Annotated in this window: 27 protein-coding genes; 17 read left to right on the top strand and 10 right to left on the bottom strand. The window is 56.0% G+C overall.

The features are described from left to right. Nucleotides 1-265, top strand: a 265-nt coding sequence (locus HP459_RS07015; RefSeq protein WP_171936055.1) for an HAD-IIB family hydrolase, incomplete at its 5' end; no start/stop codon positions are given. An 82-nt stretch (nucleotides 266-347) separates the two neighbouring features. After that, complete coding sequence (locus HP459_RS07020) at nucleotides 348-1,247, top strand: carboxylate/amino acid/amine transporter (protein WP_003860795.1); 900 nt, start codon at nucleotides 348-350, stop codon at nucleotides 1,245-1,247. Here HP459_RS07020 and metR read toward each other — a convergent pair. Then, nucleotides 1,135-2,088, bottom strand: coding sequence for an HTH-type transcriptional regulator MetR (metR, locus tag HP459_RS07025; RefSeq protein ID WP_015570000.1), 954 nt, complete (start codon nucleotides 2,086-2,088; stop codon nucleotides 1,135-1,137). The genes HP459_RS07020 and metR overlap by 113 nt on opposite strands. Nucleotides 2,089-2,203: 115 nt before the next feature. Here metR and metE point away from each other — a divergent pair, with 115 nt between their 5' ends. Continuing rightward, nucleotides 2,204-4,465: a 5-methyltetrahydropteroyltriglutamate--homocysteine S-methyltransferase gene (gene metE, locus HP459_RS07030; RefSeq protein WP_161177377.1), complete on the top strand. Its 2,262-nt coding sequence runs from the start codon at nucleotides 2,204-2,206 to the stop codon at nucleotides 4,463-4,465. A 47-nt stretch (nucleotides 4,466-4,512) separates the two neighbouring features. Here metE and HP459_RS07035 read toward each other — a convergent pair whose 3' ends face one another. Beyond that, a complete protein-coding gene (locus tag HP459_RS07035; protein ID WP_161177378.1) occupies nucleotides 4,513-5,319 on the bottom strand; it encodes a dienelactone hydrolase family protein in 807 nt (268 codons plus the stop codon). 259 nt (nucleotides 5,320-5,578) lie between these two features. Here HP459_RS07035 and udp point away from each other — a divergent pair, with 259 nt between their 5' ends. The 9 genes from udp to tatD all read left to right on the top strand — a co-directional run bounded on the left by udp (nucleotide 5,579) and on the right by tatD (nucleotide 13,489). Continuing rightward, on the top strand, nucleotides 5,579-6,340 hold the full coding sequence (gene udp, locus HP459_RS07040) for a uridine phosphorylase (protein WP_003860792.1): 762 nt from the start codon (nucleotides 5,579-5,581) through the stop codon (nucleotides 6,338-6,340). Between the two features lie 139 nt (nucleotides 6,341-6,479). Next, nucleotides 6,480-7,937, top strand: a complete 1,458-nt coding sequence (gene rmuC / locus HP459_RS07045; protein ID WP_171936056.1) for a DNA recombination protein RmuC — start codon at nucleotides 6,480-6,482, stop codon at nucleotides 7,935-7,937. A 66-nt stretch (nucleotides 7,938-8,003) separates the two neighbouring features. Continuing rightward, a complete protein-coding gene (gene ubiE, locus HP459_RS07050; RefSeq protein WP_022646673.1) occupies nucleotides 8,004-8,759 on the top strand; it encodes a bifunctional demethylmenaquinone methyltransferase/2-methoxy-6-polyprenyl-1,4-benzoquinol methylase UbiE in 756 nt (251 codons plus the stop codon). Nucleotides 8,760-8,772: 13 nt separating this feature from the next. After that, entirely contained in the window at nucleotides 8,773-9,378 is a 606-nt protein-coding gene (gene ubiJ, locus HP459_RS07055) for a ubiquinone biosynthesis protein UbiJ (protein WP_022646674.1), read from the top strand. Further along, nucleotides 9,375-11,015 carry a ubiquinone biosynthesis regulatory protein kinase UbiB gene (gene ubiB, locus HP459_RS07060; RefSeq protein WP_022646675.1) on the top strand — a complete coding sequence of 547 codons (1,641 nt, stop codon included), beginning with the start codon at nucleotides 9,375-9,377 and terminating at the stop codon, nucleotides 11,013-11,015. Before ubiJ ends, ubiB begins: the two co-directional genes overlap by 4 nt. Nucleotides 11,016-11,091: 76 nt before the next feature. Beyond that, nucleotides 11,092-11,346, top strand: coding sequence for a Sec-independent protein translocase subunit TatA (gene tatA / locus HP459_RS07065; RefSeq protein ID WP_022646676.1), 255 nt, complete (start codon nucleotides 11,092-11,094; stop codon nucleotides 11,344-11,346). Between the two features lie 3 nt (nucleotides 11,347-11,349). Further along, nucleotides 11,350-11,892 carry a Sec-independent protein translocase protein TatB gene (gene tatB, locus HP459_RS07070; protein WP_022646677.1) on the top strand — a complete coding sequence of 181 codons (543 nt, stop codon included), beginning with the start codon at nucleotides 11,350-11,352 and terminating at the stop codon, nucleotides 11,890-11,892. 2 nt (nucleotides 11,893-11,894) lie between these two features. Next, nucleotides 11,895-12,665, top strand: a complete 771-nt coding sequence (gene tatC, locus HP459_RS07075; protein WP_022646678.1) for a Sec-independent protein translocase subunit TatC — start codon at nucleotides 11,895-11,897, stop codon at nucleotides 12,663-12,665. A gap of 41 nt (nucleotides 12,666-12,706) precedes the next feature. Next, nucleotides 12,707-13,489 (top strand): 3'-5' ssDNA/RNA exonuclease TatD, encoded by a 783-nt coding sequence (gene tatD, locus HP459_RS07080; RefSeq protein ID WP_023299055.1) that lies wholly within the window; start codon nucleotides 12,707-12,709, stop codon nucleotides 13,487-13,489. On the opposite strand, the gene rfaH is transcribed toward tatD, so the two are convergent. Next, nucleotides 13,486-13,977 (bottom strand): transcription/translation regulatory transformer protein RfaH, encoded by a 492-nt coding sequence (gene rfaH / locus HP459_RS07085; protein ID WP_032626529.1) that lies wholly within the window; start codon nucleotides 13,975-13,977, stop codon nucleotides 13,486-13,488. The genes tatD and rfaH overlap by 4 nt on opposite strands. Nucleotides 13,978-14,149: 172 nt before the next feature. Here rfaH and ubiD point away from each other — a divergent pair, with 172 nt between their 5' ends. From ubiD to HP459_RS07100, 3 genes are all read left to right on the top strand, one after another. Next, the gene (gene ubiD, locus HP459_RS07090; protein ID WP_088581798.1) at nucleotides 14,150-15,643 is read left to right on the top strand and encodes a 4-hydroxy-3-polyprenylbenzoate decarboxylase; all 1,494 of its coding nucleotides are present in this window, start codon (nucleotides 14,150-14,152) and stop codon (nucleotides 15,641-15,643) included. Between the two features lie 39 nt (nucleotides 15,644-15,682). Further along, nucleotides 15,683-16,384 carry an NAD(P)H-flavin reductase gene (gene fre / locus HP459_RS07095; protein ID WP_003860778.1) on the top strand — a complete coding sequence of 234 codons (702 nt, stop codon included), beginning with the start codon at nucleotides 15,683-15,685 and terminating at the stop codon, nucleotides 16,382-16,384. A gap of 217 nt (nucleotides 16,385-16,601) precedes the next feature. Beyond that, nucleotides 16,602-18,221 (top strand): ABC-F family ATP-binding cassette domain-containing protein, encoded by a 1,620-nt coding sequence (locus HP459_RS07100; protein ID WP_171936057.1) that lies wholly within the window; start codon nucleotides 16,602-16,604, stop codon nucleotides 18,219-18,221. Nucleotides 18,222-18,259: 38 nt separating this feature from the next. Here HP459_RS07100 and HP459_RS07105 read toward each other — a convergent pair whose 3' ends face one another. After that, complete coding sequence (locus HP459_RS07105; RefSeq protein WP_003860776.1) at nucleotides 18,260-18,547, bottom strand: HTH-type transcriptional regulator; 288 nt, start codon at nucleotides 18,545-18,547, stop codon at nucleotides 18,260-18,262. Nucleotides 18,548-18,877: 330 nt separating this feature from the next. On the opposite strand from HP459_RS07105, the gene HP459_RS07110 reads away from it, so the two are divergent. Together HP459_RS07110 and cspA are read left to right on the top strand one after the other, a co-directional pair. Next, entirely contained in the window at nucleotides 18,878-19,588 is a 711-nt protein-coding gene (locus HP459_RS07110) for a DUF3053 domain-containing protein (RefSeq protein WP_023299059.1), read from the top strand. A 243-nt stretch (nucleotides 19,589-19,831) separates the two neighbouring features. Continuing rightward, entirely contained in the window at nucleotides 19,832-20,044 is a 213-nt protein-coding gene (cspA, locus tag HP459_RS07115) for an RNA chaperone/antiterminator CspA (protein WP_003860775.1), read from the top strand. 58 nt (nucleotides 20,045-20,102) lie between these two features. On the opposite strand, the gene ghrB is transcribed toward cspA, so the two are convergent. From ghrB to HP459_RS07145, 6 genes are all read right to left on the bottom strand, one after another. After that, nucleotides 20,103-21,077, bottom strand: coding sequence for a glyoxylate/hydroxypyruvate reductase GhrB (gene ghrB, locus HP459_RS07120; RefSeq protein WP_171936058.1), 975 nt, complete (start codon nucleotides 21,075-21,077; stop codon nucleotides 20,103-20,105). 26 nt (nucleotides 21,078-21,103) lie between these two features. Beyond that, nucleotides 21,104-22,384 (bottom strand): MFS transporter, encoded by a 1,281-nt coding sequence (locus tag HP459_RS07125; RefSeq protein ID WP_171936059.1) that lies wholly within the window; start codon nucleotides 22,382-22,384, stop codon nucleotides 21,104-21,106. 117 nt (nucleotides 22,385-22,501) lie between these two features. Further along, nucleotides 22,502-23,440: a sugar kinase gene (locus HP459_RS07130; protein ID WP_171936060.1), complete on the bottom strand. Its 939-nt coding sequence runs from the start codon at nucleotides 23,438-23,440 to the stop codon at nucleotides 22,502-22,504. 3 nt (nucleotides 23,441-23,443) lie between these two features. Further along, nucleotides 23,444-24,193 carry a sugar phosphate isomerase/epimerase gene (locus HP459_RS07135; RefSeq protein WP_046621680.1) on the bottom strand — a complete coding sequence of 250 codons (750 nt, stop codon included), beginning with the start codon at nucleotides 24,191-24,193 and terminating at the stop codon, nucleotides 23,444-23,446. 102 nt (nucleotides 24,194-24,295) lie between these two features. Continuing rightward, on the bottom strand, nucleotides 24,296-25,312 hold the full coding sequence (locus tag HP459_RS07140) for a LacI family DNA-binding transcriptional regulator (protein WP_171936061.1): 1,017 nt from the start codon (nucleotides 25,310-25,312) through the stop codon (nucleotides 24,296-24,298). A 157-nt stretch (nucleotides 25,313-25,469) separates the two neighbouring features. Further along, nucleotides 25,470-26,132, bottom strand: a complete 663-nt coding sequence (locus HP459_RS07145; RefSeq protein WP_022646688.1) for an OmpA family lipoprotein — start codon at nucleotides 26,130-26,132, stop codon at nucleotides 25,470-25,472. Nucleotides 26,133-26,381: the final 249 nt, after the last annotated feature.

The following is a 26,381-nucleotide window of genomic DNA, read 5'->3' on the forward strand; positions in this document are numbered from 1 at the left end:
GACTTGTCTGGAAGTGATGGCGGGCGGGGTGTCCAAAGGTCACGCGCTGGAAGCGGTCGCGAAGCGTCTGGGCTTTGATCTGAAAGACTGCATCGCGTTCGGCGATGGCATGAACGATGCCGAGATGCTCTCCATGGCGGGCAAAGGCTGCATCATGCAGAACGCGCACCAGCGCCTGAAAGATCTGCACCCGGAGCTGGAAGTGATTGGCACCAACGCAGACAACGCGGTACCTAAGTATTTGCGCAAACTGTTCCTTGAATAATCTTCATTTGATTATTTATTGTTCAGATGTCAACTAAAGAGTTCGCTACAATGCCTCTCCTTCTTTCTGAGAGACAAGCATTGTGGCGCTACTCATTATCACCACTATCCTGTGGGCCTTCTCCTTTAGCCTGATTGGCGAATACCTTGCCGGATCGGTCGACAGCTACTTTTCGGTGCTGATGCGTGTGGGGCTGGCGGCGCTGGTGTTCCTGCCGTTCCTGCGTACCCGCGGGCAATCGCTGAAAACCATTCTGCTGTACATGCTGGTAGGCGCAATGCAGCTCGGCATCATGTACCTGTTCAGCTTCCGGGCTTACGTCTACCTCTCCGTATCGGAATTTCTGCTCTTTACCGTGCTCACGCCGCTCTATATCACGCTGATTTACGACCTGCTCAGCAGGCGCCGCCTGCGCTGGGGATATCTGCTGAGCGCGGCGCTGGCAGTCATTGGCGCGGCGATAATTCGCTATGACAAGGTGAGCGATCACTTCTGGACCGGGCTGATGTTCGTCCAGCTCGCCAATATCAGCTTCGCCATCGGGATGGTGGGCTACAAACGCCTCATGGAGACCCGCCCGATGCCGCAGCATAACGCGTTTGCGTGGTTCTATATGGGCGCGGCGATTGTCGCGATTGCGGCATGGTTTATGCTCGGCAACCCGCAAAAGCTGCCAACCACCCCCGTGCAGTGGAGCGTTCTGGTCTGGCTGGGCGTGGTGGCGTCGGGGCTGGGCTACTTTATGTGGAACTACGGCGCGACGCAGGTAGACGCCGGAACGCTGGGGATCATGAACAACGTGCACGTGCCGGCGGGGCTACTGGTGAACCTCGCCATCTGGCAGGAACAGCCGCACTGGCCGAGTTTCCTTATTGGGGGAACGGTGATCCTGGCTTCGCTGTGGGTACATCGCCGCTGGGTCGCTCCGCGCTCCGCACAAACGGAAGATGGTCGCACGCGTGGTTCCGCGCTGAGCGAATAAACGCTTCCGTAATCGGCTGACGCTGCTCGCCGTCGCGCACGGCGGCGTACAGCCGGCTCCACAGTCCTTCACCCAGGGTTTTGGTAACCACCAGACCCTGGCGTTCAACCGTCTCGACCACCCAGTGCGGCAGCGCCGCAATTCCCATTCTGGCCGCCACCATCTGAATTAACAGCAGTGTGTTATCCACGCTTTTCAGCTGTGGGCTGATGCCCGCGGGTTGCAGGAAATGGCGCCAGATATCCAGACGACTGCGCTGTACCGGGTAAATCAGCAGCGTCTCCGTTGCCAGATCTTCCGGCGTGATACGCGTTTTGGCGGCCAGCGGATGGTCCGGGGCCAGCACCAGACGCACCTCAAAATCAAACATTGGCGAATAGTGCAGACCGCTGCGCGGCAGAATATCTGAGGTCATCACCAGATCCAGCTCACCCTGCTGAAGCGACGGCTGCGGATCAAACGTGACGCCGGACTTGAAGTCCATCTCCACCTGCGGCCACTTCTGGCGGAAGTTCTCAAGCGCGGGGGTCAGCCACTGAATACAGCTGTGACACTCAATGGCGATGCGCAGGGTGGTCTGCTGCGGCTCGTTGCAGGACTGCAACGCGCTGGCAATCTGCGGCAGCACCTGGTTCGCCAGCTGAAGCAAAATTTCGCCCTGCGGCGTAAAGCGCAAAGGCTGGCTCTTACGCACAAAAAGACGAAAGCCGAGGCGTTGTTCCAGATCGCTGAACTGGTGAGAAAGGGCAGACTGAGTCTGGTGCAGCGTGGCCGCTGCCGCCGCAAGAGAACCGCAGTTCCGCAACGCTTGTAGCGTTTTCAGGTGTTTTATCTCGATCATGAAAGTCCTTCACTTCGCCATGAACATTTTGCGCTTGAGGAATATACAGTACCTGCCAATTATAGATGTGTAAACATCTGGACGTCTAAATAACGAATTTCACAAGGGGCATACCATGACAATCCGCACTCACACTCTCGGTTTCCCTCGCGTTGGCCTGCGTCGCGAGCTAAAAAAAGCGCAAGAAAGCTACTGGGCAGGTAACGCCACCCGTGAAGAACTGCTGGCGGTGGGACGTGAGCTGCGCGCGCGTCACTGGGAACAGCAAAAACAGGCGGGCATTGACCTGCTGCCGGTGGGCGATTTCGCCTGGTACGACCATGTTCTGACCACCAGCCTGCTGCTTGGCAACGTGCCGGCTCGCCATCAGAACAACGATGGATCGGTGGATATCGATACCCTGTTCCGCATCGGCCGTGGCCGCGCGCCAACGGGTGAGCCAGCGGCAGCGGCGGAAATGACCAAGTGGTTCAACACCAACTATCACTATATGGTGCCGGAGTTCGTTAAAGGCCAGCAGTTCAAACTGACCTGGACCCAGCTTCTGGATGAAGTGGACGAAGCGCTGGCGCTGGGTCACCAGGTGAAACCCGTGCTGCTGGGGCCGATAACCTACCTGTGGCTGGGCAAAGTGAAAGGTGAACAGTTCGACCGCCTCAGCCTGCTGAACGACATTCTGCCGGTTTATAAGCAGGTGCTGATTGAGCTGGGCAAACGCGGCATTCAGTGGGTGCAAATCGATGAACCGGCGCTGGTGCTTGAGCTGCCGCAGGCGTGGCTGGACGCCTTCAAACCGGCGTATAACGCGCTCACCGGGCAGGTGAAGCTGCTGCTGACCACCTACTTCGAAGGCGTCACGCCGAACCTGAAAACCATTACCGCGCTGCCGGTTCAGGGTCTGCACATTGACCTCGTTCACGGCAAAGACGATGTAGCAGAGTTGCACAAGCGTCTGCCAGTGGACTGGCTGCTCTCTGCCGGTCTGGTGAATGGTCGTAACGTCTGGCGTGCCGATCTCACCGAGAAATATGCACAAATTAAAGACATAGTCGGTAAACGTGAATTGTGGGTGGCCTCTTCCTGTTCCCTGCTGCATAGCCCGATTGACCTGAGCGTGGAGACCCGACTCGACCCTGAGGTGAAAAGCTGGTTTGCCTTCGCCCTGCAAAAGTGTGAGGAGCTGGCTCTGCTGCGCGACGCGTTGAACAGCGGCGACACGGCAGCGATTAGCGACTGGAGCGCTCCGATCCAGGCGCGCCGTCACTCGACGCGCGTGCATAACCCGGCAGTGGAAAAACGTCTGGCGGCCATCACCGCCCGGGACAGCCAGCGCCAGAGCCCGTATGAAGTGCGCGCCGAAGCCCAGCGTGCGCGCTTTAACCTGCCCGCGTGGCCGACCACGACAATCGGCTCCTTCCCGCAGACTACCGAGATCCGCAGCCTGCGCCTGGACTTCAAAAAGGGCAATCTGGATGCGAATCACTACCGCACCGGTATTGCGGAACACATCAAACAGGCGATTATCGAGCAGGAACGTTTAGGTCTGGACGTGCTGGTGCACGGTGAAGCCGAGCGTAACGACATGGTGGAATACTTCGGTGAGCACCTGGACGGGTTTGTCTTTACCCAGAACGGTTGGGTGCAGAGCTACGGCTCCCGCTGCGTGAAGCCGCCGGTGGTAATCGGCGACGTCAGCCGCCCGGAAGCGATTACCGTGGAGTGGGCGAAGTATGCCCAGTCTCTGACCGACAAACCGGTAAAAGGCATGCTGACGGGTCCGGTGACCATTCTCTGCTGGTCGTTCCCGCGTGAAGACGTAACCCGGGAAACCATCGCCAAACAGATCGCCCTGGCGCTGCGCGATGAAGTTGCGGATCTGGAAGCGGCCGGGATTGGCATCATTCAGATCGACGAACCTGCGCTGCGTGAAGGTTTGCCGCTGCGTCGCAGCGACTGGGATGCTTACTTACAGTGGGGCGTGGAGGCGTTCCGCCTCAACGCGGCCGTCGCGAAGGACGATACGCAGATCCACACCCACATGTGTTACTGCGAATTTAACGACATCATGGACTCCATTGCCGCGCTCGACGCCGATGTGATCACCATCGAGACCTCGCGTTCAGACATGGAACTGCTGGAGTCGTTCGAAGAGTTCGACTACCCGAACGAAATCGGGCCGGGCGTGTACGACATTCACTCCCCGAATGTGCCAAGCGTGGAGTGGATTGAATCGCTGCTGCAAAAAGCGGCCCAGCGCATCCCGGCGGAACGTCTGTGGGTAAACCCGGACTGCGGCCTGAAAACCCGTGGCTGGCCTGAAACCCGCGCGGCGCTGGCGAACATGGTGCAGGCGGCGCAGAATTTGCGTCAGGCTTGATGAAATGTAGGCCCGGTCAGGCGTAGCCGCCACCGGGCTTTTTGCTTTTACGCTTTTTTCCCGCCGTACTGGCTAAACCATGTCAGCATCCGCTGCCAGCCATCTTTCGCCGATTCCGCGTGATAGCTCGGACGATAATCGGCATTAAAGGCGTGCCCGGCTTCCGGATACACCACAATTTCCGCCTTCGCGTTTGCTGCGCGCAACGCATGGCGCATGGTCTCGACCGTATCAAGCGGGATCCCGGTATCCTGACCGCCATAGAGCCCCAACACAGGCGCATTTAAATCCGTGGCAATATCAACAGGTTGCTTCGGTGAATTCAGCGTTTTTTCACCCACCAGCTTGCCGTACCAGGCCACGGCCGCTTTTAGCTGCGGGTTATGCGCGGCGTACAACCAGCTAATGCGTCCGCCCCAACAGAAGCCAGTCACCATCAGACGATGCGCATCGCCACCGTTGCGCGCTGCCCAGCTGGCAACGTGGTCGAGATCGGCCAGCACCTGCGCGTCCGGCACTTTGTTGACCAGGTTGCTGAACAGCGTCGGGATGTCGCTGTAATCATTCGGATCGCCCTGACGGAAATAGAGTTCCGGCGCAACGGCCAGGTAACCCTCCAGCGCCAGACGGCGGCAGAGGTCGCGAATATGTTCATGAACGCCAAATATTTCCTGCACCACGATCACGATGGGCAGCGGGCCATCGGCGGATTTTGGCCGCGCGTGGTACGCTGGCATGTTCTCTCCCTGGGAGGGAATGGAGGTCTCGCCTGCGGTAATGGCCTCTTCAGGGGTTGAGACGATGGTTGAAGCATGCGGGGCCGCAGCAGGTGCAAAACCGATTTTTTCAGTCATGGCATTCTCCGTACCAATGAATGGATTAGCGCAAAGATAAATATAGACACCAGGTTAACAACCCACAGTGCCTTATAGCGTCTATCTTTTGTGCAGCACCCGGCGATATAACTTGTTAATGTGATGTGAATCACCATTTTATGGAAATTAACTGCAATCATTTTCATTCATGGTGAGGTGTGTCACGAAATAATGCACATTGCTTCTGTAAAGTACCGTTTTACTTCTTCTGACAAACCGACCCACAGAGGAGTCACCTATGTCTAAGTCTGATGTTTTTCATCTCGGCCTCACTAAAAACGATTTACAAGGGGCTACGCTTGCTATCGTCCCTGGCGATCCTGAGCGTGTGGAAAAGATCGCCGCGCTGATGGATAAGCCGGTTAAGCTGGCAGCGCATCGCGAATTCACCACCTGGCGCGCAGAGCTGGACGGTAAAGCGGTGATCGTGTGCTCTACCGGTATCGGTGGCCCGTCTACCTCTATCGCCGTTGAAGAGCTGGCACAGCTGGGCATTCGTACTTTCCTGCGCATTGGCACCACAGGCGCCATTCAGCCGCACATCAACGTGGGCGACGTGCTGGTTACCACCGCATCCGTGCGTCTGGACGGGGCAAGCCTGCACTTTGCACCGATGGAATTCCCGGCAGTGGCTGATTTCGAATGCACCACCGCGCTGGTTGAAGCCGCGAAGTCCGTGGGCGCCACCACCCACGTGGGCGTCACTGCCTCTTCCGATACCTTCTACCCGGGCCAGGAGCGTTACGACACCTTCTCTGGTCGCGTGGTGAGCCGTTTCAAAGGCTCAATGGAAGAGTGGCAGTCGATGGGCGTCATGAACTACGAAATGGAATCTGCGACGCTGCTGACCATGTGCGCAAGCCAGGGTCTGCGTGCCGGTATGGTGGCGGGCGTTATCGTCAACCGTACCCAGCAGGAGATCCCGAACGCTGAAACCATGAAGCAGACTGAAAGCCATGCGGTGAAAATCGTGGTTGAAGCGGCGCGCCGTCTGATCTAATTCTCTCTTCAGTGCTAAAAGGCCGACATGCTCGGCCTTTCTTTTTTGCGTAACGCCTCGCAGGAAAACCCTTTCAAACTGGACGTTCATACAGCACAATTCTATTTTGTGCGGGTTACACGTGGATGCAGGGGGCATTGTGGATATCTCAATCCTGGTTTATGCGGTAGTTGCGCTGGTGAGCGTGGGGATTGGCTGGCTCATTTGCGGCTACCAATATGCTCAGCAGAAAGCCGATCAGCTGGCAGAGCGCGAAGAGATCGTCGCCGAACTCAGCGCGACGAAACAACAGCTTGCGCTGTGTGACCACTGGCGCGATGAGTGTGAACTGCTCAATAACGAACTGCGCAATCTGCGCGACATTAACACCTCGCTGGAGGCCGATCTCCGGGAAGTGACCACCCGCCTTGAATCCACCCAACTGCACGCCGAAGACAAAATCCGTCAGATGATCAACAGCGAGCAGCGTCTTAGCGAGCAGTTTGAGAACCTTGCGAACCGCATTTTTGAGCACAGCAATCGCCGCGTGGATGAGCAGAACCGCCAGAGCCTGAACAGCCTGCTGACGCCGCTGCGTGAACAGCTGGACGGCTTTCGCCGTCAGGTGCAGGACAGCTTTGGTCAGGAGGCTCGCGAGCGCCACACGCTGGCGCATGAGATCCGTAATCTCCAGCAGCTGAATGCGCAGATGGCTCAGGAGGCGGTTAACCTGACGCGCGCACTGAAAGGTGATAACAAAGCGCAGGGAAACTGGGGCGAAGTGGTCATGACGCGCGTGCTGGAGGCCTCTGGCCTGCGTGAAGGATACGAATACGAAACGCAGGTCAGCATTGAAAACGATGCGCGCTCGCGAATGCAGCCGGATGTCATTGTTCGTCTGCCGCAGGGTAAAGATGTGGTTATCGACGCCAAAATGACGCTGGTGGCCTATGAGCGCTACTTCAACGCGGAAGATGACTATACCCGCGAGACAGCGTTGCAGGAGCATATCGCCTCCGTGCGTAACCATATCCGTCTGCTGGGCAGAAAAGATTATCAACAGTTGCCGGGGCTGCGATCGCTGGATTATGTGCTGATGTTCATTCCGGTTGAGCCAGCCTTCCTGCTGGCGCTCGACAGACAGCCCGAACTGATCACCGAAGCGCTGAAAAATAACATTATGCTGGTCAGCCCCACCACGCTGCTGGTGGCGTTACGTACCATTGCCAACCTGTGGCGTTATGAGCACCAAAGCCGAAACGCGCAGCAGATTGCCGATCGCGCCAGCAAGCTGTACGACAAAATGCGGCTGTTTGTGGACGATATGTCCTCGGTGGGGCAAAGCCTGGATCGCGCGCAGGATAACTACCGCCAGGCGATGAAAAAACTCTCCTCCGGGCGCGGCAATTTGCTGGCGCAGGCGGAGGCGTTTCGCAGCCTGGGGGTGGAAGTTAAACGCGAGATTAATCCGGAACTGGTGGAGCAGGCTACGGCTCAGGACGAAGAGTTTCGTCTGCGTGAAGGCGACGGTGAGCAAAATAGCCGCAATGAAGACAATGGGTTAGCGGCGAGTTTATCCCCCGAAGCGCAGTCGGCGCGTTTCTTTCGCGGTGGTTGAAACGTAGGGCAAATGCGCCCAATCTGTTACACTTCACGAACATTTGACTGATTAGCAGGCTCTGAGATGGTTGACGATTCACAAGACACAACGCACTTTGGCTTTCAGACTGTCGCCAAAGCGCAGAAAGCTGACATGGTGGCCCACGTATTTCATTCCGTGGCGGCGAAGTACGATGTGATGAATGATTTGATGTCGTTTGGCATTCATCGCTTGTGGAAGCGCTTCACTATTGATTGCAGCGGCGTGCGCCGTGGACAAAAGGTGCTGGATTTAGCCGGCGGCACAGGGGATCTGACCGCTAAATTCTCCCGTCTGGTTGGCGAAACTGGTCGCGTGGTGCTGGCAGATATCAACGACTCCATGCTGAAAATGGGACGCGAAAAGCTGCGTAACATCGGCGTGGTAGGCAACGTTGAATATGTTCAGGCCAACGCCGAAGCGCTGCCGTTCCCGGACAATACGTTCGACTGCATCACCATCTCCTTCGGCCTGCGTAACGTGACCGATAAAGATAAAGCGCTGCGCTCTATGTACCGCGTGCTGAAGCCGGGCGGCCGACTGCTGGTACTCGAGTTTTCTAAACCGATTATCGACCCGCTGAGCAAAGCTTACGATGCCTATTCCTTCCACGTTCTGCCGCGCATCGGCGAGCTGGTGGCAAACGATGCAGAAAGTTACCGTTATCTGGCCGAATCCATCCGAATGCACCCGGATCAGGACACGCTGAAAGCGATGATGCAGGATGCGGAGTTTGAAAACGTGGAATACTTCAATATGACGGCGGGTGTCGTCGCGCTGCATCGTGGTTACAAGTTCTGAGTGGAGGTTTCCCGTGCCCATTAAACCCTTAGTCACCGCAGGCATCGAGAATGTACTGAATGCCTTTCTGTATCGCGCCCCGGCGCTGAAAACCGCACGTCAGCGGCTTAACGGAAAGGTGCTGCGTATCGTTTTAAAAGAGTTCTCGACGCCGCTTGTGCTGGTCTTCAGCGAACGCCAGCTTGACGTTCTGGGGGAGTGGGAAGGCGAGGCTGACTGCTCGGTGATTACGCACATGAGCGTATTGCCAAAACTGCGTGACCGTCAGCAGATGACGGCGCTTATTCGCAGCGGTGAGCTGGAGGTCGAGGGCGATATTCAGGTGGTACAGAACTTCGTTGCACTCAGCGATCAGGCTGAATTTGACCCCGCGGAACTGCTGGCGCCCTATATCGGCGACATCGCGGCTGAAGGGATAAGCAAAACGCTGCGCACGGGTTCCACTTTCCTGCGTAAAGGCCTGCTCCGTCAACAGCGCTATGCTGCCGAGGTGTTGACCGAAGAGTGGCGTATGGCGCCTGGGCCTTTAGAAGTCGCCTGGTTTGCAGAAGAGACCGCGGCAGTTGAGCGCGCAGTTGATGCGTTAACCAAACGGCTTGAAAAACTGGAGGGCAAATGACGCCTGGTGAAATTCGGCGCCTCTATTTTATCGTTCGCACCTTTTTGAGCTACGGGCTCGACGAGCTTATCCCCAGAATGCGTATCACCCTGCCGCTTCGGCTTTGGCGTCGCACGCTGTTCTGGATGCCGAATCGCCATAAGGATCAGGAGCTGGGCGCACGCCTGCGTCTTGCGTTGCAGGAGCTGGGACCGGTCTGGATCAAGTTTGGGCAGATGCTCTCAACGCGTCGCGACCTTTTCCCGCCGCAGATTGCCGATCAGCTCGCGCTATTGCAGGACCGCGTCGCTCCGTTTGACGGAGAGAGAGCGAAGAAACAAATCGAAGAAGCGATGGGCAATATCCCCATCGAGACCTGGTTTGATGATTTCGACATTCAGCCTCTGGCCTCTGCCTCTATTGCGCAGGTTCACACCGCGCGCCTGAAGGAGAATGGCAAAGAGGTGGTCATTAAGGTGATTCGCCCGGATATCCTGCCGGTTATCAGAGCGGACATGAAGCTGATCTATCGCCTGGCTCGCTGGGTGCCGCGTCTGTTGCCGGATGGCCGCCGTCTGCGTCCGCTGGAAGTGGTACGGGAATACGAAAAAACGCTCATCGATGAACTTAACCTGCTGCGTGAATCGGCGAACGCCATTCAGCTGCGTCGAAACTTTGAAGACAGCCCGATGCTGTATGTTCCTGAAGTTTATTCTGACTACTGCAGTCAGAACATGATGGTGATGGAACGTATCTACGGCATCCCGGTCTCGGACGTGGTAGCGCTGGAAAAACAGGGCACCAACATGAAGCTGCTAGCCGAGCGCGGCGTGCAGGTCTTCTTTACTCAGGTTTTCCGCGACAGCTTCTTCCATGCTGACATGCATCCGGGCAACATTTTCGTCAGCTATGAGCACCCGGAAGACCCGAAGTACATAGGCATCGACTGCGGTATTGTCGGCTCGCTGAATAAAGAGGATAAGCGTTATCTCGCCGAGAACTTTATCGCTTTCTTCAATCGCGACTACCGTAAGGTGGCCGAACTGCACGTGGATTCAGGCTGGGTTCCACCAGATACCAACGTGGAAGAGTTTGAATTTGCGATCCGTACCGTCTGTGAGCCAATTTTTGAAAAGCCGCTCTCAGAGATCTCTTTCGGGCATGTTCTGCTCAACCTGTTCAACACCGCACGCCGTTTTAATATGGAAGTGCAGCCACAATTAGTTTTACTTCAGAAAACATTACTTTACGTTGAGGGCGTAGGCCGCCAGCTCTATCCTCAGTTAGACTTGTGGAAAACCGCGAAACCGTTCCTCGAATCCTGGATTAAGGATCAGGTCGGTATTCCAGCCCTGGTTCGCTCGCTTAAAGAGAAAGGCCCGTTCTGGATTGAAAAAATGCCAGAAATTCCTGAACTGGTTTACGACAGTTTGCGTCAGAGCAAGAACCTTCAGCACAGCATGGATAAAATCGCGCACGAGCTTCAATCCAGTCGCGTGCGTCAGGGGCAGTCCCGCTATCTCTTCGGAATTGGCGCGACGCTGCTGATAAGCGGCACGTTGCTGTTGATCAATCGTCCGGACTGGGAAATGATGCCAGCCTGGATTATGGCTGCCGGTGTGGTTGTCTGGCTTGCTGGCTGGCAAAAAACACGCTGAATTAGCGTCGCTATCGAGGGATTGCATACGTATAATGCGATCTGACTAATTAATCATCTATCACTGGGGAACACGCATGGGTGGTATCAGTATCTGGCAGTTAGTGATCATTGCCGTCATCGTTGTGCTGCTGTTCGGCACGAAAAAACTCGGATCAATTGGTTCCGACCTGGGCGCGTCAATCAAAGGCTTCAAGAAAGCCATGAGCGATGATGAGAATAAGCAGGAAAAAAGCGGTCAGGACGCTGATTTTACCGCTAAATCTATCGCCGATAAGCAGGACGAAGCCAAAAAGGAAGAGGCCAAACGTCACGATAAAGAGCAGGTGTAATTCGTGTTCGACATTGGTTTTGGTGAGTTACTGCTGGTCTTTGTGATTGGTTTGATTGTGCTGGGGCCGCAGCGTTTACCCGTTGCGGTAAAAACTGTCGTGGGCTGGGTGCGTGCGCTCCGTTCGCTGGCAACGACCGTGCAGAACGAGCTGGCGCAGGAACTGAAGCTTCAGGAATTTCAGGACAGCCTGAAAAAGGTTGAAAAGGCGAGCATGGATAACCTGACGCCGGAGTTGAAAGCATCCATGGATGAGTTGCGCGAAGCGGCTGAATCCATGAAGCGCTCATACAGCGTTAACGATCCTGAGAAGGCGAGTGATGAAGCAAACACCATCCATAATCCGGTGGTGAAGGGCAGCGAAGAGCAGCGCGAGGGTGTGACGCCTTCCAGCGCGGAGCATCAGGCTGCTTCGCCAGAGCAATCGCCGCAGGAGCCCGAAGTGAAAAAGCAGGTGCCGCCGGAAGAGCCCGTGGTCAAAACGGCTGAGGTAAAACCCGCCGCGCCCGTTTCCGAATCATCCCCCTCGTCGAGTGATAAAGCGTAAACATGGCAGTAGATGATACTCAACCGCTGATTACGCACCTCATTGAGCTGCGTAAGCGTCTGTTAAACTGCATTATTGCGGTTTTCCTCATTTTTTTATGTCTGGTCTATTTTGCCAACGATATCTATCAGGTGGTTTCCGCACCGCTGATTAAGCAGATGCCGCTGGGCGCAACGATGATTGCAACGGACGTTGCCTCGCCGTTCTTTACCCCGATCAAGCTGACCTTCTGGGTGTCGTTGATTGCCTCTGCGCCGGTCATTTTGTATCAGGTCTGGGCATTTGTGGCACCCGCGCTGTACAGGCATGAACGCAAGCTGGTTATTCCGCTGCTGGTGTCCAGTTCGCTGCTGTTTTATATCGGTATGGCGTTCGCCTACTTCGTTGTCTTCCCGCTGGCCTTCGGCTTCCTGACGCATACCGCGCCGGAAGGGGTACAGGTGTCGACGGACATCGCCAGCTACCTCAGCTTCGTGATGGCGCTGTTTATGGCCTTTGGTGTCGCCTTCGAGGTGCCCGTCGCGATAGTCCTGCTCTGCTGGGTGGGGGTGACCACGCCTGACGATCTGCGTAAGAAGCGCCCGTACATCCTGGTAGGGGCATTTGTCGTAGGTATGCTGTTAACGCCACCGGACGTCTTCTCGCAAACCTTACTGGCCATACCCATGTACTGCCTGTTTGAAGTCGGCGTATTCTTCGCTCGTTTCTACGTCGGAAAGGGGCGTACCCGGGACGAAGAAGACGAGCCGTCTGAAGAGACCACTAAAGAATAAAACCAACCGCCCGTCAGGGCGGTTGTCATATGGGGATACGTATGTTTGATATCGGGCTTAACCTGACCAGCGCCCAGTTTGCGAAAGACCGCGATGAGGTGGTGGCGCGCGCCTTTGCCGCCGGCGTGAACGGGCTGTTACTGACGGGAACAAATCTGCATGAGAGTGAGCAGGCACGGCAGCTGGCGCAACGCTATCAACACTGCTGGTCCACCGCAGGCGTGCATCCTCATGACAGCAGCCAGTGGACGCATGAAAGCGCTGAGGCGCTTCATCGTCTGGCGGCTACGCCAGAAGTGGTTGCCATTGGCGAATGCGGGCTTGATTTCAACCGTAACTTCTCGACGCCTGAAGAGCAGGAGAAGGCATTTACCGCCCAGCTCGCGCTGGCTGCAGAGCTGGGGATGCCGGTGTTTATGCACTGTCGCGATGCGCATGAACGTTTTCTGGCGCTACTGGACCCCTGGCTGGAGAAACTGCCAGGCGCGGTGTTGCACTGCTTTACGGGCTCCCGTCAGGAAGCGCTGGATTGCCTGAACCGCGGGCTTTACTTGGGTATCACGGGCTGGGTGTGCGATGAGCGTCGTGGGCTGGAGCTGCGCGAGCTGTTATCCGTAATCCCGGCCGATCGTTTGTTGCTGGAAACGGATGCGCCGTATCTGTTGCCCCGGGATATGCAGCCCAAACCGGCATCACGACGTAACGAACCGGCTTATCTGGGACACATTGCTGAGCGAGTGGCGTACTGGCGCGGGGAAGATGCGCAGTGGCTGGCAGCCCAAACCGATGACAACGTGCGTCGTCTGTTCGGCGTGCAGTTCTAAACTTTGCGGAAATCGGTGTTTTTAACGCTCTGCAACACCTCTTTGTTCAGCAGGTTGAGCAGCAGCATAGAACGCGCTTCACCGTCTGGTTCAGCGAAGATGGCCTGTAACCCTTCAAAAGCGCCTTCGGTGATCACCACGCTGTCCCCGGCATAAGGGGTTTCCGGATCGGTAATATCTTCAGGCTGCTGGTAGACAGAGAGCTGATGAATAACCGATGACGGTACTCTTGCCGGATGGGCGCCAAAACGCACAAAATGGCTGACGCCGCGCGTGGCGCTGATCGTCGTGGTGTGGATCACTTCGGGGTCGAACTCAACGAACAGATAGTTCGGGAACAGAGGCTCACTGACGGTCGTGCGTTTTCCACGCTGCATTTTTTCAAGCGTGATCACGGGCGTCAGGCAGTTAACAGACTGACGTTCAAGATGTTCCTGTGCGCGCTGAAGTTGCCCGCGTTTGCAATACAGTAAATACCAGGCCTGCATAATCACTCTTCCCATTGTTCGGGGCGCAAGCATACCAAAACCCTGGCGGGATCGCTAAGGTGATTATAATGGCGAAAAAGAGAGTAAGTCGTGGAAGTTCACGCTAATTTAACAAAATTACAGCATCACGCGGTCTTACGCCGTATAATGAAGCGCTTACAGAGAGGCCATGATTAACTGCATGAAATACCACGATCTACGCGACTTCCTGGCGCTGCTGGAAAAGCAGGGCGAACTCAAACGCATTACGCTTCCTGTTGATCCGTATCTGGAAATGACAGAAATCGCTGACCGCACCCTGCGCGCGGGCGGCCCGGCGTTGCTGTTTGAAAACCCAAAAGGCTACGCCATGCCGGTACTGTGCAACCTGTTTGGCACACCTCGCCGCGTGGCGATGGGCATGGGGCAGGAAGATGTCACGGCGCTGCGTGAAGTGGGCAAACTGCTGGCCTTTCTGAAAGAGCCGGAGCCGCCAAAAGGGTTCCGCGACCTGTTCGACAAGCTGCCGCAGTTTAAGCAGGTGTTGAATATGCCCACCAAACGCCTGCGCGGCGCGCCATGCCAGCAAAAAGTGCTGGAAGGCGATGCAGTTGATCTGACCAAAATTCCCATTATGCAGTGCTGGCCTGAAGATGCCGCACCGCTGATTACCTGGGGCCTCACCGTGACGCGTGGGCCGCATAAAGAGCGTCAAAACCTCGGCATTTATCGCCAGCAGCTGATTGGCAAGAACAAGCTCATCATGCGCTGGTTGTCCCACCGCGGTGGCGCGCTGGATTTCCAGGAGTGGTGCGCGGCCCATCCGGGCGAACGCTTCCCGGTTTCCGTCGCGCTGGGTGCCGATCCGGCAACCATTCTGGGCGCGGTGACGCCTGTTCCTGATACGCTGTCGGAATATGCCTTTGCAGGGCTGCTGCGCGGCACCAAAACCGAAGTGGTGAAGTGCATCTCCAATGACCTGGAAGTGCCAGCCAGCGCAGAGATCGTGCTGGAAGGTTACATTGAACAGGGCGAGCTGGCACCCGAAGGGCCGTACGGCGACCACACCGGCTATTACAACGAAGTGGATAACTTTCCGGTATTCACCGTCACGCACATTACCCAGCGTGAAGATGCCATTTATCATTCAACTTACACTGGCCGCCCACCGGATGAACCGGCGGTACTTGGCGTGGCGCTGAACGAAGTGTTCGTGCCGATCCTGCAAAAGCAGTTCCCGGAAATTGTTGATTTTTATCTGCCGCCGGAAGGGTGTTCGTATCGCCTGGCGGTGGTGACGATGAAGAAGCAGTATGCCGGTCACGCTAAGCGCGTGATGATGGGCGTATGGTCTTTCCTGCGCCAGTTTATGTATACCAAGTTTGTGATTGTCTGCGATGATGACGTCAATGCCCGCGACTGGAATGACGTCATCTGGGCCATCACCACGCGTATGGATCCGGCGCGTGATACGGTGTTAGTGGAAAACACGCCGATTGATTATCTGGACTTTGCCTCGCCGGTTTCCGGCCTTGGTTCAAAAATGGGACTGGATGCCACGAACAAATGGCCTGGCGAAACCGACCGTGAATGGGGTCGCCCGATCGAAAAAGATCCTGCCGTGACCGCGCGAATTGACGCGATCTGGGACGAGCTGGCCATAATGAATAACGGTAAGGCAGAATAAGACCGTTTAGCCCTATAGACTTCCCGACAGAGAGAGCGAATGACAACCTTAAGCTGTAAAGTGACGTCGGTAGATGCTATTACCGACACCGTATATCGCGTCCGTTTGGTTCCTGAAGCGGCATTCTCATTCCGTGCCGGTCAGTACCTGATGGTCGTGATGGACGAGCGTGATAAGCGTCCTTTCTCTATGGCCTCAACGCCAGCAGAGAAGGAATTTATTGAGCTGCATATTGGTGCGTCTGAGCTTAACCTGTACGCGATGGCCGTGATGGATCGCATCCTGAAAGAGCGTGAAATCGTGGTCGATATTCCTCATGGCGAGGCCTGGCTGCGTGAAGACGAAGACCGTCCGCTGATCCTGATTGCCGGTGGTACAGGCTTCTCCTATGTCCGCTCTATTCTGTTGACGGCGCTGGCGCGTAATCCAAATCGCGATATCACCATCTACTGGGGCGGCCGTGAAGAGAAGCACCTTTACGATCTGTCTGAGCTGGAAGCGCTGAGCGTCAATCATCCAAACCTGCGCATCGAGCCGGTCGTCGAGCAGCCGGAAGAGGGCTGGCGCGGGCGCAGCGGCACGGTGCTGACTGCGGTATTGCAGGATCACGGAACGCTGGCCGGGCACGATATCTACATTGCCGGTCGCTTTGAAATGGCGAAAATTGCCCGCGACCTGTTCTGCAACGAGCGTGACGCGCGGGAAGATCGTCTGTTTGGCGATGCGTTTGCGTTTATCTGATTGTGAGACCCGCTTCGGCGGGTTTTTTACGCTCGGGCAATAGCGCTGGTGAAAATTTAACCTTGAAATGGGCGGCGCATTGCCGTTATTCTTGTTCCCGTTAAATTTCGCCCTCAGGAGCGCCCCCCAAAAATGAACAAACACGACTGATGAATTTCGATCCTTGCTCAACGCATCGCGTCGGCAGGGGATGTTTTGATTTCATTCAGGAGTGCTTATGGCTCATTTTGCGCAATCCCCCTCTTTTATTTTGCATCAGGTCACCTGTCAGTTTGCGACGGGCGATATCCTTTTTGGTCCACTGAATCTTTCTCTGGATGCGTCAGTGTGTGCGCTGGTTGGCCGCAACGGCAGCGGTAAAACACGCCTTCTGCGTCTGCTGGCAGGGGTTGATGAACCCGCCAGCGGTCACATTGAGCGCTTTGGTACACACGTCTATGTGGCGCAGCAGCAGGATATTTCTGCGGATACGACTCTTGCCGGACTGCTTGGTTACGACGCGATCTTTGCGGCGCGCACGCGCATCGACGGCGGTCATTATGAACCCGACGATCTCGACACGCTCGATGGTTACTGGGATCTGGCTGAACGGCTAAGCCAGGCTTTTATCGCTGCAAAACTTCCCTCTTTTGAGCCGAACAAACGCGCGGCAGAGCTAAGCGGCGGCGAGCGCATTCGTGCCTTGCTGTGCGGCGCATTCACCGCGGATGCTGATTACCTGCTGCTGGACGAACCGACCAACCACCTCGACAGGCAAGGCCGCGTGTGGTTCTACGAGCAGCTTTCCCGGTATCAGGGCGGGGTGCTGGTGGCCTCTCACGACCGTGAGTTGCTGGCCCAGGTACCGCGTATCCTTGAACTGAGCGCGTTGGGCTTGCGCAGCTACGGCGGAAATTATGCTGACTATCGAACCCAGCGTAATGCTGAGCAACTGGCTGCCCGCGCCGCGCTGGAGCATGCTGCCACCGAACGCAAGCGTACCCGCGCCCGTATGCATAAAGAGCATGACGACAGCCAGCGTCGTTCGGCCAAAACGCTTCGCACGGTCGACAGCCTTAACATCGCCTCGTTTGAACGGGTCAAATACAAAGGGGCGGCGAAAGAGCGGATTGGTTCCTGGAAAAAACAGCATAGCGATCAAAATCATGCCCTGAACGCTGCGGTCAACCAGGCACGCGAGCGGGTTGAAGAGGATAACGCGGTGATGTTTACCCTGCCGGGCAGTGAAATCCCGGAAGGAAAACAGGTGCTGGTGCTGGAAGAACTGGTGCTTCCGCACGTGCCTGTCTCCCCGATAAACTGGCGAATGGATGGCCCGATGCGCGTGGCGCTACGCGGGCCGAACGGCTGTGGGAAATCCACGCTGTTGAAAGTGATGTTGGGCGAAACCGCCCCTGTTACGGGAACCTGTAAGGTCTCCGTCAGATGTGCTTATCTCGATCAGCATCTTTCCCGGCTGGATCTGTCGCAGTCGGTGATGACACACCTTAGCCTGGGCAATACGCCGCTCGAAGAGGGGGCGCTGCGTACCCGTTTAGCGCAGGTTCAGCTGGGCGCAGAGAAAGTGACACTTCCACTGGCCGATCTAAGCGGCGGCGAGCGCCTGAAGGCCGCACTGGCCTGCGTATTGTGGCGTGAAGCGGCAACGCAGCTGTTGCTTCTGGATGAGCCGACCAACCACCTCGATCTGGCTTCCGTTCAGGCCATTGAAGCGGCCCTGGCCGATTATCCCGGCGCGCTGCTGGTGGTGTCGCACGATGAAGCGTTTTTAGCAGGATTAAAGCTGACGCATGAGCTGGTGTGGGAAGAGTCGGGATGGCGATGTGAAAGCCTCTAAACACAAGCCCCCGCAAGGGCGGGGGCAAACAAACTTTATCAGGCTAACTGCTTGCGAAGGTCAGGGTTTGCCTGTATCAGGCGCATCAGCTTTAGCTCGGCTGGGGTAGGTTTTTCACGCTTTGACTCCCACTCCAGCACCATCGCTACGCTGACACCCATCGCTCTTGCGAATTCATCTGTTTTCAGGCCCGACCCTTTGCGTAAACGCTCAAATTCACTAAAAGGATTGGACTTTTGATTCAGGGTAACCGTCGGCGGTACATCTTTAAAAATAATCTGTTCCAGGCTGCTCAGCAGCTCAAACTCAGGATCTTTTAATTCCATTGAGAACTCCTCATAAATCACACATCGGGATCATGAACATCAGAGAGCATGTTAAGAATAGTCCCTAAACCAAACACAGGATCGTCACGGTTGTGATTAATTGTGCGATAACGATCGCTTTACCCGTTTCAGCTATATGGATAGTTATGCTAATTACCTGATTAATCATATGTAGGGATGCACAGGTATTTTTTTGTAAATAGTCAGTACAAAAACGGCAATACCCGTTTTGCATGAAAACTCTATCTTGCAAGGCTGACCTGGACTATCCTTGTCAGCGTTGGGCACGCGTGTGCCGGTGTGCGCTTTTTGGGTGAAAGGAGTAATAAAATGGCGACAGGAAAGTCCTGCTCTCGCTGGTTTGCGCCTATTGCGGCGTTGTTGATGGTTGTTAGCCTGAGTGGGTGTTTCGATAAAGAAGGCGATCAGCGCAAAGCGTTTATCGATTTTTTACAGAATACAGTGATGCGTAGCGGCGAGCGTTTACCAACGCTGACTGCGGATCAGAAAAAACAGTTTGGTCCATTCGTGTCGGATTACGCCATTCTGTATGGCTATTCACAGCAGGTAAGCCAGGCGATGGATTCGGGCATTCGCCCGGTCGTGGATAGCGTCAATGCCATTCGCGTTCCACAGGATTATATGACCCAGCGCGAACCGCTGCGCCAGTCCAACGGCGCCCTTGGGGTGCTGAGCCAGCAGTTGCAAAATGCCAAAATGCAGGCTGATGCGTCGCGCTCCGCGTTGAAGCAGGACGAGGATCTCAAGCCGGTTTATGACCAGGTGTATGAGAAAGTCGTGACCAAGCCGTCAAACGCCTTGCAACCACTGATCCCGGCGGCGCAGGTCTTTACTCAGCAGCTGGTTCAGGTGGGTGACTTTATTAATGAGCAGGGTACGCAGGTGAGCTTCGTCTCTAACGGTATCCAGTTCCCGACCTCCCAGCAGGCGAGTCAGTACAATACGCTGATTGGGCCGCTGGCGTCCCAGCATCAGGCCTTTAGCCAGGCCTGGAGCGCAGCGGTCGCTGCAACGGAATAAGAAAAACCCCCGCTTCGGCGGGGTTTTTTTATGCATGATGAAAATAACGCTTGTCATTCTTCTACCATATCGGTATAACTATGTTCGTCGGTTTGTTACACAGACCTAAAGCAGTTTAGTAAAGCAGTCCAGATTGTTATCCATAGATACCCTTCGTAGTGACCCTTCCTTCATCGCTTAAAAATCTGTAACGCAATCCATCAAGCCGGAAGGCACAATATATTTGTTAATAAGGTAATTTCTATGTCTGCTAAAATGACTGGTCTGGTAAAATGGTTCAACGCTGATAAAGGTTTCGGCTTCATCACTCCTGACGATGGCTCTAAAGACGTGTTCGTACACTTCTCTGCTATCCAGAACGATGGCTACAAATCTCTGGATGAAGGTCAGAAAGTTTCCTTCACCATCGAAAGCGGCGCTAAAGGCCCAGCAGCTGGTAACGTTGTAAGCCTGTAAGCTTCCAACCCAGTAGCACAAAATTCAAAAACCCGCCTTCTGGCGGGTTTTTTCGTTTCTACTGTTGTATCTGCGGGTTAACGCAGTTCTTGTCCACTTTACCGCCGAGCGCGGCAATCAGGTTATCCACGGCGGTCGCCGCCATGTTGTAGCGTGTTTCATGAGTTGCAGAGCCGATGTGGGGCAGGGCGACGACGTTTGGCATGTTCAGTAGCGGAGAATCCACCGGCAGTGGCTCCTGTTCAAACACGTCCAGACCGGCGGCGTGGATCTCACCGTTTTGCAGTGCCTCAATCAGCGCCTTCTCATCGACCACCGGACCACGACCCGCGTTGATGAAAATGGCCGATTTCTTCATCTTTTCAAACGCCGCCCTGCCGATGAGATGACGCGTTTCATCCGTCAGCGGCAGGATCAGGCAGACAAAGTCGGCTTCCTGCAACAACGTATCAAGCTCGCAGTAACGGGCGTTGAAACGTTCTTCAGCTTCAGCGTGATGACGGCGTGCATTATACAGAATGGGCATGTTGAAGCCGAAATGGGCGCGCTGTGCCAGCGCCAGACCGATACGGCCCATCCCAACAATCCCCAGCGTTTTGCCATGTACGTCCACGCCGAACCAGTCCGGGCCAATGCTTTTCCTCCATTCGCCCGCTTTCACGCGCTCAGCCACCTCCACCACGCGACGAGCAGTGCTGAGCACCAGCGCCATCAGCGTGTCGGCGACGGTTTCCGTCAGAGCATGTGGCGTGTGCATCAGCAGGATGTTGCGCGCGTTAAGCGCATCCACGTCGAAATTGTCGTAGCCCACAGAAACGGTTGAGGTTGCACGAAGCTTCGGCATTTTCTCCAGTAGCGCTGCATCCACCTTTTCGCTTGAACCCAGCAGGCCCTCGGCGCAGGCAAACGCGTCGGCGTGCTGTGCCACGGTTTGCGGGCTGAGGTTCTTTACCCGGGTAACGGTAAAGTGTTCCTCCAGGCGTTTTTGCAGATCTTCAGGCAGTGCTTTGTACAAAATGACGGACGGCTTCATGCTAATCTCCGTTGATTTAAAAGGATTCAGGCGTGGCGTGCGCCGACGGGTAGCTGTTGATTATTAGCAGGCTTAACGATCAGAGTAAGCCATACCGAGGCAAAAAGCGCCACCCCCATAAAGATGTAAGAAGCTGAAGGGCTGCCGGTGGCGCCGTTCAGATAGCCCACAAACCACGAGCCAAAGAACGAACCCAGCGCACCCATACTGTTGATCAGCGCCATCGCGCCCCCTGCGACGTTACGCGGCAGCATTTCCGGGATGATGGCAAAGAACGGACCATACGGGGCATACATGGCCGCACCCGCAATCACCAGCAGCGTATACGAGGCCCAGAAGTGGTTCGCGCCTATGGCCCAGGAACCAATGAAGGCAAAAGCAGCGATCAGCAGGAGTGGCCAGACGAACAGCTTACGGTTTTGCAGCTTGTCCGATGCCCAGGAGACGATAATCATCGCGATGGTTGCAGTCAGGTAAGGCACTGATGACAGCCAGCCCACTTCCACCATGCCAAGGTTTTCACCGCCGCTGCGGATAATCGACGGCAGCCACAGAACAAAGCCGTACACGCCAATACTCCAGGTAAAATACTGTGCGCACAGTAGAATAACGTTCCGGGAGCGGAAGGCTTCGCCGTAGTTACGCACCGCTTTCAGCCCCTGCTGCTCTTTATCCAGCTGCGCCTGGAGTGCGGCTTTTTCGTCTTCAGAAAGCCATTTTGCCTGGGCTGGCTTATCTTTCACCAGCACCCACCAGCAGAAGGCCCAGATAATCGCGGGAACCCCTTCGATGATGAACATCTCGCGCCAGCCGAAGGACTGGATCAGATAGCCGGAAACCACCGACATCCACAGCACGGTGACCGGGTTACCGAGTATCAGGAACGTATTGGCACGTGAACGCTCAGATTTTGTGAACCAGTTGCTGATGTAAATCAGCATTGCTGGCATGACGGCCGCCTCAACCACGCCGAGAATAAAGCGAATAGCCGCCAGAGCAGGAATGTTATTCACCACGCCAGTCAGCGATGCACATGCACCCCATAAGATCAGGCAGATGAAAATGAGCTTTCGCACGCTGCGGCGTTCAGCGTAAATCGCGCCGGGGATCTGGAAGAAGAAATAACCCAGGAAGAAGAGGGCGCCCAGCAGGGAGGAGACCCCTTTGGTGATCCCGAGGTCTTCGTTGATCCCGGCGGCGGATGCAAAACTGAAGTTGGCACGATCCAGGTACGCCAGGCTGTACGTGATAAACACGATTGGCATGATGTACCACCAGCGTTTTACTGCATTGGTCGAACTGTTCATAGGCTTGCCTCTGTTGTTGAGGTTGTTGCCGCCGTTGTCTGTAGGGTACACGGTGGCTTAATTATCTGGTGCGGATTGCTGCCCTCACCCTGGCCCTCTCCCACAGGGAGAGGGAATTCAGATTCCGAGCTCTGCTCGTGTTGGTAATCCTTCGCTGTCGCCCTGCACCTGAATCGCCAGCGAACCAATTTTGTTGCCTCGCGCCACGGCCTGCGACAGCGGTTTGCCCTCCAGCAGGGCGCTGATGATCCCGACGGCAAACCCATCGCCCGCACCCACGGTATCGACCACGTTATCGACTTTTACCGCAGCGACGGCGCCTTGCTCGCCGTCGGCAGTTTTGAACCATGCACCGTCAGCACCGGTTTTCAGCACCACGGCTTTTACTCCTTTGTTGAGGTAAAAATCAGCAATGCCTTCCGGCGTGCTCTCGCCAGTGAGGATCATTCCCTCTTTTACCCCCGGCAGTACCCAGTCCGCCTGAAACGCCAGTCGGTTGAGTTTCTCAACCATCTCCGCTTCGCTTTTCCACAGCACCGGACGCAGGTTTGGATCAAAGGAGATCGTTTTGCCCTGCGCTTTCATTGCCGAAGCGGCATGATCGAGTAAATCGTACGAACTGGCCGAGAGCGCCGCCGCCACGCCGCTCAGGTGCAGGTGGCGCGCGGAGGAGAAATACGCGGGGTGATAATCATCCACGGAGAGATGGCTTGCCGCTGAGCCTTTACGGAAATACTCCACGATGGGATCGGTTCCATTTTCAACTTTAGATTTCAGCTGAAAACCCGTCGGGAAGCGTCCGTCGAGGGTCACGCCTGCGGCATCAATGCCCTCTTTTTTCAGCGAGTCGAGTACGAAATGGCCAAAGCTGTCATTTCCCACGCGGCTTACCCAGCCAACATTCAGCCCCAGCCGCGCAAGGCCGGTAGCAACATTCAGCTCAGCACCTGCAACGCGTTTGATAAAGTGCTCCACTGCGCTCAGCTCGCCTGTTTCGGTGGCGACAAACATCGCCATGGCCTCGCCGATGGTGATGACATCCAGCGTCTTGTGCATGGTTTACTCCTCGCGCAGCAGGTTGACGTAATGGCGGGTGACGGCGGTGAGATCCGTCCCTTCCAGCGGAAATTCGATACCGCGTGGCGCATCGGCAGGGAGTTGATTAAGCAGATCCCGCCAGCGAGAATCGGTCTGATCCGGCGCGACGGCGCGGAATTGCGCCTTATGCGGGATCGCGGCCTTCACATGAATGTAGCTCACGGCGGGAGCCAACTGACGTGCAGCCTCTTCCGGGGAGTCGCCAACCCACAGCCAGTTGCCCATATCGAACGTCAGCGTGACCGGCAGTGCCATTACCCGGCAGGCGGCTTTGAAGCGCTGCATCGGAGCGAGCTGACCGCAGTCGGTCTGGTCGTTTTCCACCACCAGCGTCATGCCGCTTTCATCCAGCAGTACGCGCAGGGCTTCAAGCTGTTGTTTGTCGCTGAAATGGCCCAGCGAGACTTTAAGCCACAGGGCGTTCAGGGTGCTGGCTTCGCTAAGGTAGCGCGGAAGATCCGGGTTGAGGGTTCCATCGGGCATAAACAGGGGGGCCGGGGCGGAGTAGCACGCCAGTAAACCCAGCAGTTCAATGGACTCGCCGAGCGCAGGCAGGGCCATTAACTCGTCGCTGCTGAAGAGCTCGCGGCGGATTTCAACGCCATCAGCCCCTGCGCCGGCAATAACGGGAAGCATCGCCCGTTGACCGCCTGCTTGTCGCACCTGATCCGCGCCATACGCGGCGGTGACCACCATAATTTTCCTGCTCATTTCCTGACTCCAGGGCGTAATCGATAGTATTACGCTAGATGGAACCGGTTCCAAAGAAAAGATCGGGATGCTGAATTTATGATCGCTGTCACGAAGGGGAATTTAACGGGCAGTAGAGCCGCGAACGATCAGCTCGCCAGAAAAAACCTGCTCGCGTACGGCGTCGCGTGTGCCTTCAATGCGGCGAACCACTTGTTCAACCGCGGCATAGCCGATCTGCCAGGTGGGTTGTTTGAGGGTGGTAATGCCTACGCCAGCAAGTTCAGCCCACTCCAGTTCATCAAAGCCGAGTAAGCCGATGTCGCTGCCCCAGTGCAGGCCAATGCGTTTAAGCGAGCGGGCAACCTGAAGCGTCAGCGCCCCGTTCGCGGAGATCACCGCTTTGCGCATACCCCGATGGCGGGTATGGAACTGGCGCAGGGTATTATCCAGCTGACCGGCTTCATGGAGGGAGATTTCGGCATTTTCGGCGATCACACCGGGATAACGCGCCAGCGTGGCACGAAATGCAGCCAGGCGGTCGCGGCGGGTGTTAACCATACCCAGCGGTTCGCTCAGGAACAAAATGGCTTCGAAACCCTGTTCAATCAGATGTTCGGTGGCAGTGGTGGCCGCCTGGGTGTTATCCAGCCCGACCACATCGCAGGCAAATTCCGGGATTTTGCGGTCAATAAGCACCATCGGCAGCGACGATTGTTGCAGGCGATTCAGTCCCTCTTCGCGCATCCCGACGGCATTGACCACGATCCCTTCCACCTGATAGCTGCGCAGCAGATCGAGGTAGTGCAACTCCTGATTAACTTCGTTATTGGTGTTACAGACCAGCGGGGTAAAGCCTTTCTCACGGCACGCCGCCTCAATGCCGCTGAGGACGTTAACGGAGTAAGGGTTGGTGATATCGGCGATGATGAGGCCAATCAGACGGGTACGACCCCGCTTGAGGCCGCGCGCCATCAGGCTGGGACGGTAGTCGAGATCGGCAATGGCCTGTTCAATTCGCGCCAGCAGTGCATCGGAAAGCAGGTGTTTCTCGCCGTTGAGGTAGCGTGAAATGCTGGTTTTACCGGTTTTGGCGGCTTTCGCCACGTCGCTGATGGTGGCCCGGGTTGGTTTGCTCATCGCTGATTTCCCTGAATTTAGTGAGAATACCTTAACGGGAAAATCTGACGAATCAAGCAATTTGCCGGGTGGCGGCCTGATGCCCTCACCCCAACCCTCTCCCACGGGAGAGGGCGCAAACACTAAAACGGCAACAGGGTTGCCGTTTTGCTTTTACCTACTGCACAGGGCTCAACGTAATCTCAACGCGGCGGTTCTGCGCTTTGCCTTCCGCCGTGCTGTTGCTGGCGATCGGGTTAGCCGGACCCATGCCGCTGGTGCGGATGCGGTTCGCTTCTACGCCCTGGGTGATCAGCGAGCTGGCCACGGAATCGGCACGCTGCTGCGACAGACGCATGTTCAGATCCTGGCTGCCGGTACTGTCGGTGTAGCCAATCACGTTCACGGCAGTTTTGTTGTACTCTTTCAGCACCGCGGCCACGCCGGTCAGGGTGTTCGCGCCTGCGGGTTTCAGCGTCGCGCTGCTGCTGTCAAAGGTCACGTTGTTTGGCATGTTCAGGATGATGTTGTCACCGCTGCGCGTCACGCTCACGCCTGTACCTTTCATTTTGTCACGGAGTTTTGCTTCCTGCACATCCATGTAATAACCCACGCCGCCGCCCAGGGCTGCGCCTGCCGCTGCGCCAATCAGCGCACCTTTACCGCGATCTTTCTTGGAGGAGGAGAGTGCGCCAACGCCAGCGCCCACCAGGGAACCAATACCCGCGCCAATGCCGGATTTACCCGCTTCGCGTTCGCCGGTGTAAGGGTTGGTTGTGCAGCCTGAAACAGCCAGAGCACCGCTCACCAGAGCGGCAATAACGAGTACGCGTTTTTTCATCTTATTTCCTTAATCCTTTTTATTCTTTGCCACGACGGACGTGGCAGTGGATTATGACGTCCGAATACGGAGAAAATTCAGTGTATAACTCTGAAATTTGTCACAAACGATAAACTGCCTCAATGAAAGGCCGTCATACCTGCACGCAACCAGGAGCGCACGCTTTGAGCACCTCAACAAAAACCATTCTGACCGCCGCCCACTGGGGGCCGATGCTGGTCGAAACCGATGGCGACACCGTGCTGTCGT

The organism is Enterobacter sp. CM29 (genome assembly GCF_013179605.1).
Classification (GTDB): domain Bacteria; phylum Pseudomonadota; class Gammaproteobacteria; order Enterobacterales; family Enterobacteriaceae; genus Enterobacter; species Enterobacter intestinihominis.